The 16,623-nt window shown below is 53.1% G+C and carries 17 protein-coding genes; 10 read left to right on the top strand and 7 right to left on the bottom strand.

The genetic code is table 11. From position 1 onward, the window contains the following. Window positions 1–162: 162 nt before the first annotated feature. Window positions 163–864 carry a cell division ATP-binding protein FtsE gene (locus tag ACO08I_RS04145; protein ID WP_421948570.1) on the top strand — a complete coding sequence of 234 codons (702 nt, stop codon included), beginning with the start codon at window positions 163–165 and terminating at the stop codon, window positions 862–864. 9 nt (window positions 865–873) lie between these two features. Here ACO08I_RS04145 and ACO08I_RS04140 read toward each other — a convergent pair whose 3' ends face one another. Beyond that, the gene (locus tag ACO08I_RS04140) at window positions 874–2,988 is read right to left on the bottom strand and encodes a thioredoxin domain-containing protein (RefSeq protein WP_421948569.1); all 2,115 of its coding nucleotides are present in this window, start codon (window positions 2,986–2,988) and stop codon (window positions 874–876) included. A 195-nt stretch (window positions 2,989–3,183) separates the two neighbouring features. On the opposite strand from ACO08I_RS04140, the gene ACO08I_RS04135 reads away from it, so the two are divergent. From ACO08I_RS04135 to ACO08I_RS04125, 3 genes are read left to right on the top strand one after another with little or no spacing between them, the layout of a single operon-like run. Next, window positions 3,184–3,372 carry a hypothetical protein gene (locus ACO08I_RS04135; protein ID WP_421948568.1) on the top strand — a complete coding sequence of 63 codons (189 nt, stop codon included), beginning with the start codon at window positions 3,184–3,186 and terminating at the stop codon, window positions 3,370–3,372. Then, window positions 3,321–3,833, top strand: coding sequence for a hypothetical protein (locus ACO08I_RS04130; RefSeq protein ID WP_421948567.1), 513 nt, complete (start codon window positions 3,321–3,323; stop codon window positions 3,831–3,833). Before ACO08I_RS04135 ends, ACO08I_RS04130 begins: the two co-directional genes overlap by 52 nt. Window positions 3,834–3,844: 11 nt before the next feature. After that, window positions 3,845–5,617: a tetratricopeptide repeat protein gene (locus tag ACO08I_RS04125; RefSeq protein WP_421948566.1), complete on the top strand. Its 1,773-nt coding sequence runs from the start codon at window positions 3,845–3,847 to the stop codon at window positions 5,615–5,617. Here the strand turns inward: ACO08I_RS04125 and ACO08I_RS04120 are convergent. From ACO08I_RS04120 to ACO08I_RS04100, 5 genes are read right to left on the bottom strand one after another with little or no spacing between them, the layout of a single operon-like run. Continuing rightward, window positions 5,599–6,768 (bottom strand): Sua5/YciO/YrdC/YwlC family protein, encoded by a 1,170-nt coding sequence (locus ACO08I_RS04120; RefSeq protein WP_421948565.1) that lies wholly within the window; start codon window positions 6,766–6,768, stop codon window positions 5,599–5,601. The two genes, ACO08I_RS04125 and ACO08I_RS04120, sit on opposite strands and share 19 nt — an antisense overlap. Then, the gene (locus ACO08I_RS04115) at window positions 6,765–7,298 is read right to left on the bottom strand and encodes a hydrogenase maturation protease (protein ID WP_421948564.1); all 534 of its coding nucleotides are present in this window, start codon (window positions 7,296–7,298) and stop codon (window positions 6,765–6,767) included. The genes ACO08I_RS04120 and ACO08I_RS04115 overlap by 4 nt, the downstream gene beginning before the upstream one ends. A 6-nt stretch (window positions 7,299–7,304) precedes the next feature. Further along, window positions 7,305–8,096: a Ni/Fe-hydrogenase, b-type cytochrome subunit gene (gene cybH / locus ACO08I_RS04110; RefSeq protein WP_282780048.1), complete on the bottom strand. Its 792-nt coding sequence runs from the start codon at window positions 8,094–8,096 to the stop codon at window positions 7,305–7,307. Window positions 8,097–8,114: 18 nt separating this feature from the next. Beyond that, window positions 8,115–9,848: a nickel-dependent hydrogenase large subunit gene (locus ACO08I_RS04105; protein WP_282780050.1), complete on the bottom strand. Its 1,734-nt coding sequence runs from the start codon at window positions 9,846–9,848 to the stop codon at window positions 8,115–8,117. Between the two features lie 27 nt (window positions 9,849–9,875). Next, complete coding sequence (locus tag ACO08I_RS04100) at window positions 9,876–10,994, bottom strand: hydrogenase small subunit (RefSeq protein ID WP_044227954.1); 1,119 nt, start codon at window positions 10,992–10,994, stop codon at window positions 9,876–9,878. Between the two features lie 166 nt (window positions 10,995–11,160). Here ACO08I_RS04100 and ACO08I_RS04095 point away from each other — a divergent pair, with 166 nt between their 5' ends. The 5 genes from ACO08I_RS04095 (at window position 11,161) to ACO08I_RS04075 (ending at window position 12,924) form a co-directional block, all read left to right on the top strand. Further along, window positions 11,161–11,355, top strand: a complete 195-nt coding sequence (locus tag ACO08I_RS04095) for a hypothetical protein (RefSeq protein WP_282780052.1) — start codon at window positions 11,161–11,163, stop codon at window positions 11,353–11,355. Beyond that, window positions 11,348–11,725: a hydrogenase maturation nickel metallochaperone HypA gene (locus tag ACO08I_RS04090; protein ID WP_044227709.1), complete on the top strand. Its 378-nt coding sequence runs from the start codon at window positions 11,348–11,350 to the stop codon at window positions 11,723–11,725. Before ACO08I_RS04095 ends, ACO08I_RS04090 begins: the two co-directional genes overlap by 8 nt. 82 nt (window positions 11,726–11,807) lie before the next feature. Beyond that, window positions 11,808–12,101: a hypothetical protein gene (locus ACO08I_RS04085; protein WP_421949751.1), complete on the top strand. Its 294-nt coding sequence runs from the start codon at window positions 11,808–11,810 to the stop codon at window positions 12,099–12,101. Beyond that, window positions 11,999–12,649: a hydrogenase nickel incorporation protein HypB gene (gene hypB, locus ACO08I_RS04080; RefSeq protein WP_421949747.1), complete on the top strand. Its 651-nt coding sequence runs from the start codon at window positions 11,999–12,001 to the stop codon at window positions 12,647–12,649. Before ACO08I_RS04085 ends, hypB begins: the two co-directional genes overlap by 103 nt. A gap of 2 nt (window positions 12,650–12,651) precedes the next feature. Then, the gene (locus tag ACO08I_RS04075) at window positions 12,652–12,924 is read left to right on the top strand and encodes a HypC/HybG/HupF family hydrogenase formation chaperone (RefSeq protein WP_282780057.1); all 273 of its coding nucleotides are present in this window, start codon (window positions 12,652–12,654) and stop codon (window positions 12,922–12,924) included. Here ACO08I_RS04075 and aroC read toward each other — a convergent pair. Then, window positions 12,921–14,000, bottom strand: a complete 1,080-nt coding sequence (gene aroC / locus ACO08I_RS04070) for a chorismate synthase (protein ID WP_282780059.1) — start codon at window positions 13,998–14,000, stop codon at window positions 12,921–12,923. The genes ACO08I_RS04075 and aroC overlap by 4 nt on opposite strands. Window positions 14,001–14,155: 155 nt before the next feature. On the opposite strand from aroC, the gene ACO08I_RS04065 reads away from it, so the two are divergent. After that, complete coding sequence (locus ACO08I_RS04065) at window positions 14,156–16,546, top strand: endonuclease MutS2 (RefSeq protein ID WP_282780061.1); 2,391 nt, start codon at window positions 14,156–14,158, stop codon at window positions 16,544–16,546. The last annotated feature ends 77 nt before the right edge of the window (window positions 16,547–16,623 follow it).

Raw genomic sequence — 16,623 nt, 5'->3', positions numbered from 1 at the left:
ACATACGGTTAGTTTGTTCCTTCGGGGCGCTCCGGCATGGTCAAATCGTTGTCAATTCTGCAAAGGTAGTCAAGGGGGGGCTTTCGGGGGATGATTTTTGTCAGAAAATGTGGTATAGAATGGCTGATCCCCTTACAATGCCTATATTTGTCTACCTAAAAAATGCCCCTGCCTATGAATGAACGAATTATCGTCAACTTAAAGAATCTGGCCATTGAGCAAATGAACCATCAGGTGCTGGGCGGGGTCTCTCTGAACATCACCAGAGGCGAGTTCGTCTATCTCATCGGGCGGACCGGCAGTGGCAAGTCAAGCCTGCTCAAAACGCTCTATGGTGCTCTGCCTCCGGGGGCGGGCAAAGGCCAAGTGGCTGGTTTTGACCTCGCTAAACTCAACCGAAAAACCATCCCGTTGCTGCGCCGCAAGCTGGGCATTGTCTTCCAGGATTTCAATCTGCTTTCCGATCGTACCGTTGAGGACAACCTTCGTTTTGTGCTCGAAGCAACCAATTGGAAGGACGAGCAAAAAATGCGAAGCCGCATGTCTGATGTGCTCGAACAGGTCGGGCTGAAGGGCAAAGAACAAAAGCGCCCGCACCAACTCTCCGGTGGCGAGCAGCAACGCGTAGTCATTGCCCGCGCCCTGCTCAACAAGCCCGAACTCCTCATTGCCGACGAACCCACCGGCAACCTCGACCCCGAAACCTCAGATGACATTCTCCTGCTGCTCCGCCGCCTCGCCCAGCATAACGATACGGCTGTTCTTCTCGCCACTCACGATTACCGAATCATCGAGAACTTCCCGGCCCGAATCATTCGCTGTATCAATGGCAGAGTCATGGACGAGGAAGGCTTTGAGGTGTAGAACAACCGTTTACCTGCCTCTCCGCATTTGCTGAATGGCGGCTTGTGCATCCTGCACCGGTAGCTGGCAGACTTTATTCTGGCAGACATATATGAAGGTTTCCCCTTCCTGCAGCTTCCCTTTTAGCAATTCCAGGCTGCCTTCATCGGCCCCGCCCAGAAATAAAGCATTGGGCAGGTAATGCTGTTGCAGGGCCTGCCGCCTTTCAGCGAAAGCTTCCCCTACGATAGCCACTTCGTATAGCGGGTAAGTCAGCTCGCTGTACAGGTTCATCCAGTTGGAAAAGTAGGAAGGAGCAGTGGTCTCTTCAATTTCCCCGACCATGCGTTGCAGCATATGCCTGGCCCGCTGGGTATAGGTGGTGTCGTAAAGGTACGTGCCCAGGTGCAGCAGGGCGCGGCCCATCGCGGAGTTGCCGGACGGGATGACATTATCCTCGGTCTTAGCTGTCCGTGCGATGAGTGCCGGGTCGAGGTCGGAGGTGTAGTACAGCATCGGGCTGTCTTCAGCGGAGAAGTGCTTAAGGGCATATTGGGCAAGGGCCTCCGCGCGTTCCAGCCACTTTTCCTCAAAGGTAATCGCGTACAGGTCTAAAAAGGCTTCAATCGTAAAGGCATAGTCATCCAGAAAGCCGTTGATCTTGGCTTGTCCGTCCTTATAGGTACGGAGGATGCGCCCCTCATCCTGCACCAGCTTTTCCTGAAGCAGTTCACCAGCACGGACGGCGGCATCACGGTAGCCCGGCGTTTGCAGCGCCTGAAAGGCATGGGCATAGCCACTGATCATCATGGCATTCCAGCTAGTCACCTGCTTGTCGTCCAGCCCGGGGCGGGGGCGTTTGGCGCGGGCCGTAAAGAGTTTTGACCCGGCATCGGCGATGGTTTGACTTAACTCAGACGAAGATAATTTATACTCATCCAAAATTTTCTGCACATTTTTTTCTCGTATCAAAATGTTGCGCCCTTCCCAGTTACCGCCGGGGCGAAAGCTGTAATAATCCATGAAAACCCGGGCTGCCTGTCCTTCACCGAGCACCGCAGTCACTTCTTCGGCGGTCCAGGTATAAAAGCGTCCTTCATCCCCTTCACTGTCTGCATCAAGGCTGGAGTAGAAACCACCTTCGGGGCTGGTCATTTCCCGGGCGATGAATTCAAGGGTTTCTTCCGTCACCGTTTTATAGGCTTCCTCACCGGTAAGCTGATAGGCTTCGCTGTAGAGGCTGACGAGCTGTGCGTTGTCGTAGAGCATTTTTTCAAAGTGGGGCACTTCCCATTGGGTATCGGTGGAATAGCGGGCAAAACCTCCGCCGAGGTGGTCGTACAGCCCACCGCTCATCATGGCATCAAGGGTGGTTGTGGCAAAGCGGAGCAGGCTGTCCTGACCAGTGAGCACATGCTGCCGCAGCAAAAACCGGAAGACAGAGGGTAGGGGGAACTTGGGCGCACCTTTTAGCCCTCCGAATTGCAGGTCCGCTTGTTCAAGGATGGCTGAGGCGCCTGTCTGCAAAGCATCCGGTGAAAGTTCAGAGGATTCCTCCAGTGGTTTGGGGCGGCTTACCGATTGGATACCTTCTGCCAGCAGTTGCCCGTACTCCTCCAGCTTATCCCGGTCGGTTTGGTATAAATCAGCGAAGTATTTCAGCACCTCCAGCCATTCTTTTTTCGGGAAGTAGGTACCCGCCCAAACCGGCTGCCCGTTGGGCAGCGCAAAGGCATTCAGGGGCCAGCCGCATCCGCCTTCAGCCGCGAGCTGACAGGCCGTCATGTAAATATTGTCGACGTCCGGGCGCTCTTCCCGGTCCACTTTAATCGCTACAAAGTTTTCATTCATAATACGGGCTACTGTTGAGTCTTCAAAGGATTCGTGCTCCATCACGTGGCACCAGTGACAGGCCGCATAGCCCACGCTGATGACGATGAGCTTGTCTTCTTCCTTTGCTTTTTGAAGGGCTTCCGCTCCCCAGGGGTACCAATTGACCGGATTATGAGCGTGTTGAAGCAGATAAGGGCTGTTTTCATTGACGAGGGCATTTGTGTGCTTATGAGCTTGGTTGGAGCCGCCACAGCTGGCCAGAAGCACGAGCAGCCCAAACAGGCAGAACCGGGGCCATTCAGAAATACGCATTTTCAGGTAGTTTAGTCTGTTCATCGAAGATGATAATAATAGTGAATAGGGGGGAGGTAAGTCCGTGATACCAAATGTGCGGAAAAATGGGGAAGAAGGAAGCACTCGCTACACACTTTTTATCGGAGCAATGACAAATCGCATCTGACAATTGGAAGCCCCTCTTTATTTTTCGACCATTAATACGCAAGAGCCATGCCTTTTTTTCAACTCAGCGAAACCGATACAGGCTTTCCACCGGCACACTTTGCCGACGAACAGGGAATGATTGCTGTAGGGGGAGACCTCTCCGTAGAACGGCTGTTGAATGCCTATCAAAGCGGCATCTACTTTTGGTTCAGCCCCATGGATTTCATCAAGTGGTGTCGCCTGACCCCCGTTTAGTTCTGAAGCCGGAGGATGCAGAACCACCGGAACAGCTTCCTGGCTACCGTATGGATTTGGAAGTCACTTTCGATCAGCATTTTGAGCTGCTGCTCCGGCAAATACAGGAAGCTCAAAACACCCCGCCCATGGGCGAAAACTGGGTAACAGAGCAAATGGCAGCAGTCTACCGGGCTTTATTTGAGCAGGGCTATGCGCACTCCCTGGAGGTCCGGCATGGGACCACCTGGGTTGGCGGTATTTTTGGAGTGGCTATTGGTAAGGCCTTTTTCGCAGAATATACGTATAGCTGTACGGAAGGGGGCGGGGCGCTGTCGCTAAGCTTGCTGGCCCGGCAACTTCAAGCTCAGGGCTACCACTTCATTGACGTTCAAAAACCAAGTATCGATACACCCGATCTGGGCTTCACCGAGATGTCTCGCCTGGCCTATCTGGACTGGGTCAAAAAGGCTTGCCTCTAAATCAGGAAAATATGGAAAATTCAATCAACGACTTGTTGCAGGAAGCCCAGGTGTACTACCAAAGTGGAGCCTGGAAGCAGGCCGCCGATAGCTACGAATCTGTACTGAATCAGTGTGAAGACCCATTGCTTTGCGGACAAGTGTGCAGCGCCATAGGCGCTATTTACCAGGAACAGGGCGAGCCCAATATTGCAGTCCGCAACTACGAGCAGGCTTTTGAGGCGTACCAAAAAGCCGAACCGGAAATGAATGCCGAAGAAAGGCACCAAATGGCAGGTTTGAGCAATAACCTTGGCAATTTGCTGGCTGCCCTGCGGCAGTACAAAGCAGCGGATGCCTATTTCCGGGCTGCCGTTAAGCGGTATGAGGCTTTGGCAGAGACCGACGAAGCTACTTTCCAACCCTATCTCGCACTCACTGTTTTCAACCGGGCACAGGCAGCAGCTCGTGGCGGCGATCATTACAACTGGCGCAAAAGCATCAAGCAGGCCGTTGCACTTTATGAGGGCCTTGTCAAACAGAAACCTGTCTTTCAACCCTACCTGGGCAATGCCCTGACCTCTCTGGCTGACAGTTACACCGATGAGGACCCCTTGATGGCAGAGCTTTACTGGAAGCAGGGCATCCGTGCCTACGAAGCAGCTTTGTCGAATGACCCCTCGGTACTGCCTTTAATTGCTGCTGGCTACAACAACCTTGCTTTCGCTCAAAAACAAGAACGGGCCTACAGCAAAGCGGTCCTGTCTTATACACAGGCCCTGGAGGCTTACAATAACCTTGCTGAAACACGGCCGGAAGACTTTCAGCCATTTGTAGCCAATACCTACAATAACCTCGGCGTGCTCTTTGCCGAAATGGGAGAGCGGGAGGAAGCTATCCTCAACTATGAGCGGGCGCTGAAAGAATACGATGCCCTCGAAACGCAGCAGCCAGGCTTGTTCCTGCCATATCAGGCCACCCTTTACCACAACCTCGGCGTGCTTTACGATGAAAAACAGGCCTTCAAAGAGGCGCTGCCGTACTATCAAAGGGCTTTGAGGCAGCGTCAGGTGCTGGCGGCAGACCACCCCGAAGGATTTATGCCCGACGTGGCAGTGACGGCCCTGAATATGGCAACGCTTTTCCAGTCTCTGCTGGAGCTTACTGCCGATATGCAATACCAGGCTGAAGGATTGGCGATGCTGCCCGTTATAGAATCAGCATTGAGCCAGATAGAGCAGGAATCGCCGGCACTGGCTAGTATGCAAAGCGACTTAGCGTACTTCCGGGATTTCTTTTCCAATGTCCAATATCCCACGCTTGAAGCCGCCCGGCTGATGCGGGAAATCGCGCTTTGGCAGGAAGAACAGCTCTCCACGCTGGAGCACAATGAGAAACTCAGCTGGCAGCACAAAATAGTCGATGCGTTGGCCACTTACCACCAGCAACATCCAGGCCATCGAAGTATGGAGGAGGAGCTTGCACAGGCTTATGCTTTTCAGGCCTGGCTACTTTTGCTGGCCGGACAAACTAGCGAGGCCCTGATTCCAGCTCAAAAGGCAGTTGCCCTCAACCCTACAGACCCTCAGCCCTTCGTCAACCACGGGCACGTACAGCTGATGCTTGGAAACCTTGGGGAAGCCCTAAAGTCTTACAATCACGTCAAAACACAAATTACGGCCGACAAAAAACGTGTGGTGGGCCTGGTGCTGGATGATTTGAAGGTGCTAACAGATTGTGGGCTGGATCAGGGATTGGCCGAAAAAGTGGGTAGTGCACTGCAAACTCAGCAGGCAATCGCGTAGGCGCTGCCCCAAAACCGGCAGATGAGGTCCAACAGCCATGCATTTTTGAAATACCGGCCAGACAGTAAAATACTATCGGCCTGTTGTGCTTCAGCTTGCCGCCCTGCGTAATCTGCAATGGAGAGGTGAAGCCGGGCAGCGATCAGCGCTGCTTCGTGTCCTTGCGAATGGGCTTCAGCAACCGCCTTCAGCAGGTAGTCTGGTATAGCCGTTCTTCCATCCCAGTCTTGAAGGAAAGATAAGGTAAGTTTCGGGAAGTTGTGCCGGAAGTAAGCGTGGGCAGCGGACTCCAGGCGCATCACCGCTTCATATGGATAGTGCACTTCGGACAGGCCCAGCAAGATCGCTGCGGCATTTTTAAATAACCCTCCCCAATCACCTTCAATTAGCAGCGGTGTGGAATGCCTCCCGGTAATCCTGTATTGCAGGTAACCCCGCTCATCCCAGAATAGGCCCAGGCTATTGACGGTTTCCAGTTTTGTCCTCTGTCGGATCACCATCAGCTCATCCAAAGGAGCCTGGCTTTCGGTTCCAGTCCTGAAGCGTATTTCAGTGCGGTTCATGGGGCTGTGAAGGACGATTGGTGGTTGCGGCACTGGGGCTTCGTAAGGCGGGAGCTGGAAGAGCATGGCATCAGCGAGCGCTGCCAATTGAGTCCGGTCCCGCTGCGGATGGGTAGCCGGTGGCGCACCATGCCGGTTGGCGCTGCTCATAACGGCTGGCTTTTGCCAATGCGCCATCAGGTGCCTGAGCAGCGGAGTGCCGGGCAGGGTTGCCCCAATTCTGGACAAACCGGGGGCAAGGGCATCAAAGGCAAGGGGCGACAAGGGATCGGCATTGCGGGTGAGCAGTACAATGGGGTTTTCCGGAGATTGAAGGGCCAGCATATCAGCGGCATCAACTTCCAGGTCTTCGGTAAGGATGAAAAGCTCGTGGTAGAGCAGGGGGAATGGCAGGAGCGTGCCCTTGCGCTGCCGGAGCCGCTGTATGGCTCTTGAATGGGCGGCGTCCGCAAGGAGTTGAAACCCGGACGGGTGCTGTATGGCTATAATCCTGCCCTCGTTGAGGCCCTCAACCGCTGCTTCGATGGCAGATGCGCCTTCCAAGGGGGGCGCCGGGGAGCCGAATCTGGCAAACCGGTAATCGGTCATACCATCTTGGGAATTGCCAGCTGTTGAATGAGTTGCCCTATTTCCTTTGCAAGCACGGGTATGCTGTTTTCCACTTCCGGGCTGAGGGCCACGGTCATAGGCTGTATCTCTTCAATAGAGATCGTGAACAGGTAAAGCTCCGGGACCCTGCCCAGGAGGTACATAGATTCTACCATATCCTTAAGCCCAAAGTCGTGTGCGGTGAGCCCTTTCGGGAAATCAGAGGAAAAGCGGGGCTTGATCAGGGAGACCGTTCCCAGCGGCTTTTGGTCCATAGTCGCATCCACAAAGATGACCTTGTCGTAGGCATCAAAATGCCCCATGAGCGTAAAACCGCCCACTCCGCCATCAAGGATGTCTGTATCAGGCAGTTGTATGTTGTTTTCAGCCAGCCATTGGATAAACTGCACGCCAATACCCTCATCGCCCATGAGATAATTACCAATGCCAATCAAGAGTATCGACGGGCGCTGAGCGGTGGCATCGGGCGCAGCTATCCGCTGACTGAGTTTTGCTTCGAGTTCTCGCATGTTGATTTAGTGTGCTTCTGCTGCCGGTGTTTTTTCTTCTTCGCTCCAGGGCTCTTCTTCCTGAGCCGGTGGGGTTTCCCCTTCCAGCGTATCTTCCGGCTTGATCCGGTCAGACAGTACAAATTTGTAACCGCTGAACATAGAGGACACTTCACCCCGGCCTTCCAGCCAGTCGTGATAGAATACCAGGTAGACGTGGATGATAATGAAGAGAATCATCAGCCACGTCACCCCGTGGTGGATAAACCGTACGGTGAAGTCGCTTCCAAACAAGGGGATGACCCATCCAAATAAGTCTGCCACAAAAAAGGCAGACATAGGCTCATACAGCCCAAATCCCGTGGCAACCTGCACCAGGGCTAACAAAAACAGGACTACATAAGAGGCACCAGCAACAGCATTATGCCCAATCGCAATATTGCCCAGGCGGTGCTCCTTGTCCACACCAAGCAGAATGTCGATCTGCAGTACGTGTCTAATGTTCAGGAGGGCCTTTTGGGTCAGGGGCAGAAAAGACCGCCAGTTGGCATAACGGTTGCCGACAAATGCCCAGTAAATCCGTAGCAGCATAACTCCTACGAATAGGTAAGCCGTGGCGAAATGGATGTAGCGCACTGTCCCAAACCAAAATTGCCCGCTGGCTTCTGTACTGGACATGATTGCCGGCGGATTGGCAATCACAAAGCCTGTTGCTGCCAAAACGGTGATGCAAAGCGCATTGGCCCAATGGAAAATCCGGACTGGTAACTCCCAGACGTATACGCGCTTAAAGGTCAGGTCTTTTTTTGTAGAGGCCATGGTCTCAGGTTTTTCCGGTTAAATTTCGCAGGAAGACAAATGCCGCACCTGTGAAATATGCTTGCCTTCCTCATCGTACAAGTGCACTGAGCAGGCAATGCAGGGGTCAAAGGAGTGGATCGTCCTCAGAATCTCCAGCGGTTGTTTTTCATCTGCCACGGGGGTACCGATAAGGGTAGACTCATAGGAAGAGCGTTGCCCTTTAGGGTCTCGCGGAGAGGCATTCCAGGTGGATGGTACGACTTGCTGGTAATTTTCGGTTTTACCGTCCTTAATTTTGATCCAGTGGCCTAGTGCCCCGCGCGGTGCTTCCATATAGCCCACGCCTTTGGCTTCAGCCGGCCAGGTCTCCGGTTCCCAGCGTTCGGTGTTTGCCATCCGGGTATCTCCGTTTTTGATGTTGTTGATCATCTGATCGTAGAATTCCAGGCCCCAGTTGGCGGTCAGCTTGGCGCAAATGCCGCGGGCAGCCGTGCGGCCCAGGGTAGAGAACAGGGCTTCAGCCGGTACATCCAGATGCTTTAAAACCGCATCTACCTCCGCTTTGATCTCCTCGTTGCCACGGGCGTAACCGACCAGGACACGGGATAGCGGGCCGACCTCCATAGGCAGCCCTTTCCAGCGTGGGGTCTTAATGAAACTGTATTTCTTGTCGATATCCAGATAATCGTACGGTGGTTTGGGCCCGGAATAGTTGATCTCGGTCTCGCCCTCCCAGGGGTGGAGGGACTCCTCGTCCCCTTTGGTATAGTCGTACCAGGAATTGTTGACAAATTCCCGGATTTCATCATTATCACGGTGGTTGACATCGTGGACTTTGGATAAGTCGTTGTTCAGGATGACGCCCTGCGGAAATTTGAAGGAGGAAACGTCCCGGTATCCATTGGTTGGAAACTCACCGTAGGACATGTAGTTGCCGAAGCCTTTGCCGATGCTGCCCCAGTCTTTGTAGAAGGAAGCGATGGCCAGCAGGTCGGGAATGTAGACCTCATCTACAAACTTTTTGCCCTCTTCCAGCAATTGCCGGACATAAGCCAGGCGCTCGGCATTCAGTCCGCCGGGGTCTTCCGTATTGATCGCGCAAGCCATTCCACCTACGAGGTAGTTGGGGTGTGGGTTTTTGCCACCGAAGATGGTATGCACTTTGACAATTTCTTTTTGCCATTCCAGGGCTTCCAGGTAGTGAGCGACTGCCATCAGATTAGCCTCCGGTGGCAGTTTCATACCCGGGTGGCCCCAGTAGCCGTTGGCAAAGATGCCCAGCTGACCGCTTTCCACGAAACGGGTAATCCGTTTTTTGATGTCTGCAAAATAGCCCGGTGAGCTTTTGGGCCAGGGCGAAATACGCTGTGCAAGTTCGGAAGTCGCCTTAGGGTCAGCCTTCAGAGCATTTACCACATCCACCCAGTCCAGAGCATGAAGGTGGTAAAAGTGTACAACATGGTCGTGCATGTACAGTGCCGTAGCCATCATATTGCGGACCATTTCCGCGTTAGGCGGTACCACAATATCGAGTGCATCCTCTACGGAGCGCACCGAAGCCAGGGCATGCACCGTCGTACATACCCCGCAGGTGCGCTGTACGAATGCCCATACATCGCGCGGGTCCCGGCCACAGACTATTTTTTCGATGCCCCTCACCATACTGGAAGAGCTCCAGGCATCCGAAATGACGCCGTCTTTTACTTCAACTTCGATACGAAGGTGGCCCTCAATACGTGTGATGGGGTCCACGACTATTCTCTTTGACATGGTTTTATGATTGGTTAACCGGGAATGTTAATCTTCTCTGACTTGTTTCTCGTTGCGGGTGCCTTCGGCAATGCTATTTTTTAGCTCGTTGCGCTTGGCGACATTTGCGGCTATGGCGTGGGCGGTAACACCGACACCAAGGGCGGCAGCGGTTGCCTTACCCACCTGATCGGCTGAAGCTTCAATACCGAACCCGTTGAGACTGGAAATGCGCTCGTAGAAAGGCCCGTTGTCCCAGAAGTTATCTTCGCTACAGCCTATACAGCCGTGGCCGGATTGGATGGGGAAGCTTACCCCGTTGTTCCATTTGATGGTGCCACAGGAGTTGTAGGTCATCGGCCCTCGGCAGCCTACCTTATAGAGACAGTAGCCTTTTTTGGCGTTTTCGTCATCAAACGACTCGGCAAACAAACCGGCATCGTAGTAAGGCCGGCGGTAGCAGCTGTCATGTATACGCTTGGCATAGAACGCTTTAGGCCGGTTGAGCCGGTCGAGTTCCGGCAGGGTGCCGAAGGTGACGTAGTGCACGATCACACCAGCCATGACCTCGCCAATTGGCGGGCAGCCCGGTACGCGTACAATCGGCTTGTTTTTGATGATCTTATGGATGGGCACAGCCTCAGTTGGGTTAGGGTAGGCGGCCTGAACGCAGCCATTCGAAGCACAGCTGCCCCAGGCGATAATCACCGCTGCACCTTCTGCTGCCTCTTTGAGGTGGTCAATGGCAGTGCGCCCGGCAATACAGCAGTAGTTGCCATCGTCGCCCAGTGGCACGGAGCCTTCAACGCAAAGGATGTACTCGCCGTGGTATTTCTCCATCGTGGCATGCTTGGCGGCTTCCGCCTGATGCCCGGATGCTGCCATAAGGGTTAAGGTGTAATCCAGGGAGATCTTATCGAGGATGATATCTGATACAATAGGATGGTCTGAGCGGATGAAGGATTCGCTGCAACAAGTGCATTCCTGATAATGCTCCCAAATGACCGGGATGCGGGGGGTGTTTTCCAGCTGTCTGGCAACCTGGCCTACCACGCTGGTTTCCAGCCCCATGTAAGCAGCCATGTAAGTTGCGAACTTCATGAAGTCGCGGCGGGAGTACCCCTGCTTGAGTACACTCTGCAGGTAGGTCTCCCTTTTGTTTTTGATGGATTTCATCTTGGCAGCATTTTTTGTTTGCTTATAGTCGTGCTGCAAAATAAAATAGTGTAGCCTGATGGTATTATGACACTAATCAGGCTTTGGGGTGATAAAAGTCACTATATTCGCTCCTGACCTTTTTTATCATTGCATTTATCTAAAATCTATTACAACTATGAAAAAGCCTATCGCAATCGCTGCGGCACTTCTGCCCGTTACCCTTTTTGCTCATAGCGGGCACGGTGTAGGCCACGGCGGCCAGTTTTTCCACTATCTGGCATCACCAGATCATTTCATTCCCATGGTACTGGCTTCTGTAGCCGTCATCGGGTTTTTCGTGTACCGAAAAGCGCAGCGGAATAATGCATGAAATGTCGATCGCCCTGGGCGTTGTTGATATAGCAGAAAAGGCTTTCCGGGAGTCAGGCGCTTCCCGCATTGAGTCCATCACGCTTCAAATCGGAGCATTGGCTGGTGTGCAGTTGGAGTCCCTGTATTTCGTTTGGCCTTCTGCTGTAGCCGGTACCGCCCTCGAAGGGGCTGATCGAATCATTGAAAGTACAGATGGGCAGGCGGTATGCCTTGAGTGTGAACAACCTTTTGCGCTGAAGCATCATTTCGATGCCTGCCCTCACTGCAACAGCTATTTCAAAAATATCATTGCCGGCAAAGAGCTGAATGTGAAGTCCATGGCTTTCATCATGGACGAATCCCCTCAGCCGGCACCTTCCAATAATTAAACGACTATAAATATGTGCGGAGTTTGCGGATGTGGCAGTGATGCCCAGGGGCCAAAAGTAGCGTTGCCTTCTGAGAAAGGGCATGACCACCACCATCATGAGCATGACCATCATCACGACCACGGTCACCATCATCACCATGGTCATGACCACCACCATCATGAGCACACCCATGGCCATGACCACCACCATCATGGGCATGACCATCATCATGACCACGGTCACCATCATCACCACGGGCATGACCATAGCCATGACCACGGCAGGCAGGCGGTGGTGGAACTGGAGCAGAACATCCTGCATCGCAATCAGCTGCTGGCTGAGCGTAACCGGGGGTATTTTGCTGCCAAAAATATGCTGGCGATTAATCTGGTGAGTTCTCCCGGCTCAGGAAAGACCTCCGTGCTGGAGCGTACCCTGCGCGAGATGAAAGACCGTACCGATTTTTATGTCATTGAGGGGGATCAGCAAACCTTTAATGATGCGGACCGCATTGACGCGGTGGGCGTACCGGTCGTACAGGTCAATACCGGTCAGGGCTGCCACCTCGAAAGTGATATGGTACAGCAGGCGCTGCAAAAACTGAAGCCTCGGGACGGCAGCTTACTGTTTATTGAGAATGTAGGCAATCTGGTGTGCCCGGCGATGTTCGATCTTGGCGAAAACTACCGGGTGGTCATCATCAGTACTACGGAGGGTGATGATAAACCGATCAAATACCCGGATATGTTCCACTCGGCTCAGTTGTGCCTGATCAATAAGATTGACTTGCTGCCTTACGTGAATTTTGAAGTGGAAAAGGCGATGGACTATGCCCGCCGGGTCAATCCACACATTGAATTTCTGGAAGTTTCTGCCACCAATGGCGAGGGTATGGATGCCTGGTACGCGTGGCTGGAAGCTCGTCAGACTGAAAATTCCTGATTATGTGCTTAGCGATTCCAGGGAAACTCGTTGCCATTACTGAAGAACTCGATGAAACTTTCCGTATCGGAAAGGTTTCATTCGATGGCATTATGAAAAAGGTAAACCTGACGATGGTACCGGAAGCCAAAGCGGGCGATTATGTGCTCGTGCATGTTGGCGCTGCCATTCAGGTGGTGGATGAAGCTGAGGCACGGGAGACCTTCGACCTGCTCAAAAAAATGGGCGAGCTTGATGAGCTGACGCCCGGATCAGCGGAGCAGGGGCTGCCTTAAACCCTCGCCGTACGTTGCCGCAACAGATGGTCAGCCAGTGTCAGAGCGGCCATAGCTTCCACGATGGGGACTGCCCGGGGCACTACGCATGGATCGTGCCGCCCTTTGCCTTCTACCGTTACTTTTTCTCCGGCTTCGTTTACTGAATCCTGTGCGGGGACAATCGTGGCCACCGGCTTGAATGCGAGCCTGAAGTAAATATCCATACCGTTGGAAATGCCTCCCTGCACGCCTCCGGAGTGATTCGTGTCGGTGACGATACGGTCGCCTTCTGTACGGAATACATCGTTGTGCTCACTGCCGCGCATGCTTACGCCGTCGAATCCTGAACCATATTCGAACCCTTTGCAGGCATTGATGCTGAGCATGGCTTTCGCCAAATCGGCGTGAAGTTTGTCGAATGCAGGTTCGCCCAATCCGGGCGGGCAACCGGTAATTACGGCACTCACGACGCCGCCCACCGTATCTCCGGCTTTGCGTACTTCCTTGATATAAGCTTCCATCTGACCGGCCATCTCCGGGTCTGGGCAGCGCACCGGGTTAGACTCGGTCAGCTGAAGGTTGAGTTCCTGATAGCTTTTGTCCAATTTAAGGTGCCCCACCTGAGTGACATAAGCTTTGATGTCAATGCCGTATTGCTGCAGCAAAAGCTTTGCAATAGCGCCCCCGGCAACCCGCGCAGCGGTCTCCCGTGCAGAAGAGCGCCCGCCGCCCCGGTAATCGCGGCGCCCCCACTTGGCATGGTAGGTGAAGTCGGCATGGGAAGGGCGGAACTTATTAGCAATATGGCTGTAGTCTTTTGAACGGGCATCGGCATTGTAAATCACCATAGAGATTGGGGTGCCGGTGGTAGCCCCCTCAAAAACGCCGGAAAGGAATTCCACTTTGTCGGCCTCTTTGCGCTGAGTGACGATTTTGGACTGTCCGGGCCGCCGTCGTGCGAGCTCCTCCTGTACGAATGCTTCGTCAATCTGCAGCCCGGCCGGGCAGCCGTCTAAAATCAGCCCGATGGCCCGCCCGTGGGATTCCCCAAAAGTTGTTATCCTGAATAGTTGTCCGTAGGTATTGCCCGCCACAATTGGTTGATTTAAATTCGAAAAGCCCCAAATTTAGGTTGGGGGAAGGGAAAAAGTTAATTTAGCCGCCCAAAATTTCAGTTGGGCAAATAAATAAACCTAGCGGGAACTCGGCTGTTTAGAATTACTGTTTGAGCATTGCCTAAATGAAGAAGATGCAACTGTTACCGAAAGATCTGTTCGAGAAATTAGAGTTTGATAAAGTACTGCACCTGCTGGAGCAGGAGTGCATGGGTGAGCCTGGCCGGGCTTTAGTGCGTGAATTGGTGCCGTCCGACCGGAAGTCACAAATTGAGGTGGCGTTGAGTGAAGCACAGGAGTTTGCGCGTTCAATAGAGCACAATGACCACTTCCCGGTGCGTGCCTACGAGTCTGTAGATGAAGAGCTTGAAATGCTCAAGGTAGAAGGCTATGTGCTGGCTGTCAAGGGGTTACAGAATCTTAACCTTATCCTGCTGTTCACCCGGGACGTTTTCCGCTTTTTTAATGCGAGGCGGCGGGAAACTTACCCCATGCTCTACAAGGCCATCCGGGAAGTATCTTTCAATGAAGACCTGATCAAGGCTATTGAGGGCGTAATTGATGAAGAGGGGAATATCCGCCCGGACGCCTCTCCGGAACTGATGCGCATTCGCCGTCAGCTGGGCTCCAAGCAAAAAGAGCTGGAGCAAAAATTCCGCGTCATCATTAATCAATATCGCTCCAAAGGCTGGCTCACAGATAACGTTGAGAGCTTTCGTAACGGCCGGAGGGTGCTTAGTGTCCCCTCCGAGCATAAGCGCAGCATCCGGGGTATTATTCACGATGAGTCGACTACTGGTAAGACGGCTTTTATCGAACCGGAAGGTATTATCGAGATTAATAATGATATTTTTGACCTGGAAACGGACGAAAAGCGGGAGATTTACCGCATTCTCCGGGAACTTAGCGCGGAACTGCGCCCTTACCGGGAGGACATCCGCACCTATCAGGATATCCTCATCCACTTTGATTTTGTACAGGCTAAGGCACGCCTGGCCCGGCAGATGAATGCCGTAATGCCAAAGACGCTGTTTAGCCACCCACACTTTGGGGTAAGGCAGGGGCGGCATCCGCTTTTGTACCTTAAAAATAAGCGCCTGAACAAAGTCACCGTTCCGTTTGATTTTAATCTTTTCAAAGGCAATCGTATCCTGATGCTCAGTGGGCCGAATGCAGGGGGGAAGTCGATCACTCTCAAGTCTATCGGCCTGATGCAGCTGATGTTGCAATCGGGGCTACTGGTACCGGTGGATCAGGAGTCTGAGATGGGCATATTCAAAGCGCTTTTCGCCGATATTGGCGATCAGCAGTCTATAGAAGATGATTTGAGTACCTATAGTTCTCGCCTGGAAAATATGCGTAATTTTCTGGAGCGTTCTGACAAAGATTCACTGGTCCTGATTGATGAATTTGGATCGGGCACTGATCCAAAAATCGGTGGCGCCATTGCCGAGTCTATTCTCAGGCAGCTCAATGAGCAGCGGATATACGGCGTAATCACGACCCACTATTCTAACCTGAAAATTTATGCTTTTAAGACGAAAGGGATTGTCAATGCTTCCATGAATTTTGATAAGGATACGCTTTCGCCAACCTATGAATTGCAGGTGGGCCGGCCAGGCAGCTCCTATGCTTTTGAGATTGCAGAGAAGAGTGGGCTGAGTAACAAAATACTGAATTATGCCAAGCACCGCACTGGCAAAAATGAAAAGGCGGTGGACCAGTTGCTCGTGGAATTGCAGCAGGAAAAGCAGGAGGCAGAAGAGAAGCTGGCTGAACTGACCGACAAGCAGAAAAAGCTGGACGCGCTCATCAGGAACTACGAGCAGCTCCATAAAGAACTGGAATACCGCCGCAAAAAGGTCAAACTGGAAGCCAAGGAGTGGGCGCTTCAGCAAACCTCAAGGGATAACCGCGAGATGGAAAACCTCATCCGGGAGATTAAGGAACAGCAAAACCTGGAAAAGGCGAAGCGGATTTCCCAGCAGGTGAAACAGCAGCGTGGCAAGCTGGCGGAACAAGTCACAGACTTGCGCGAAAAAATCTACTACGAGCCCACAGAAAAAGACAAAAAGAAGGAGGCCATCAAAGCCGGCGACTTCGTGAAAATGAAAACGGGCGGGGCAACTGGCACGGTAGAGTCTGTTGATAAAAACCGGGCGGTGGTCCGTATGGGGGAGATGCGCATGACCATTAAGCTGCGGGATTTACAGCACGCCAATGCCCCCCTTGAGGTGCAAAGCGGCAAAAGTGTGCAGTCTCAGACCTCCACGGATACAGCGAGCTTTCAGCCCAAGCTGGATATCCGGGGCATGCGCTATGAGGAAGCGTTGAAGGTGGTGGAAGATTTTGTGGATCAGGCGCTGATTGCTAATGCGGCCCACCTGGAGATCGTGCATGGGAAGGGTAGTGGCGCGCTGCGGGAAGCGGTACGCCGGAAGCTGCGGGAGTATAATGTGCCGATGGATATTACGCATCCGCCTCAGGAGCGTGGGGGCGATGGGGTTACTTTGGTGGAGATGTAGTTTTGGGTTTTCACGCGAAGGCCGCAAAGGGGCTCACGCGAAGTTCGCAGAGTGGGGCATGAAAAAGGGCTGCCCGG

The organism is Phaeodactylibacter xiamenensis, assembly GCF_965229835.1.
Taxonomy (GTDB): domain Bacteria; phylum Bacteroidota; class Bacteroidia; order Chitinophagales; family Saprospiraceae; genus Phaeodactylibacter; species Phaeodactylibacter xiamenensis.
The sequence above is the reverse complement of the archived record's forward strand: the minus strand, read 5'-3'. Positions and strand labels throughout refer to the sequence as shown.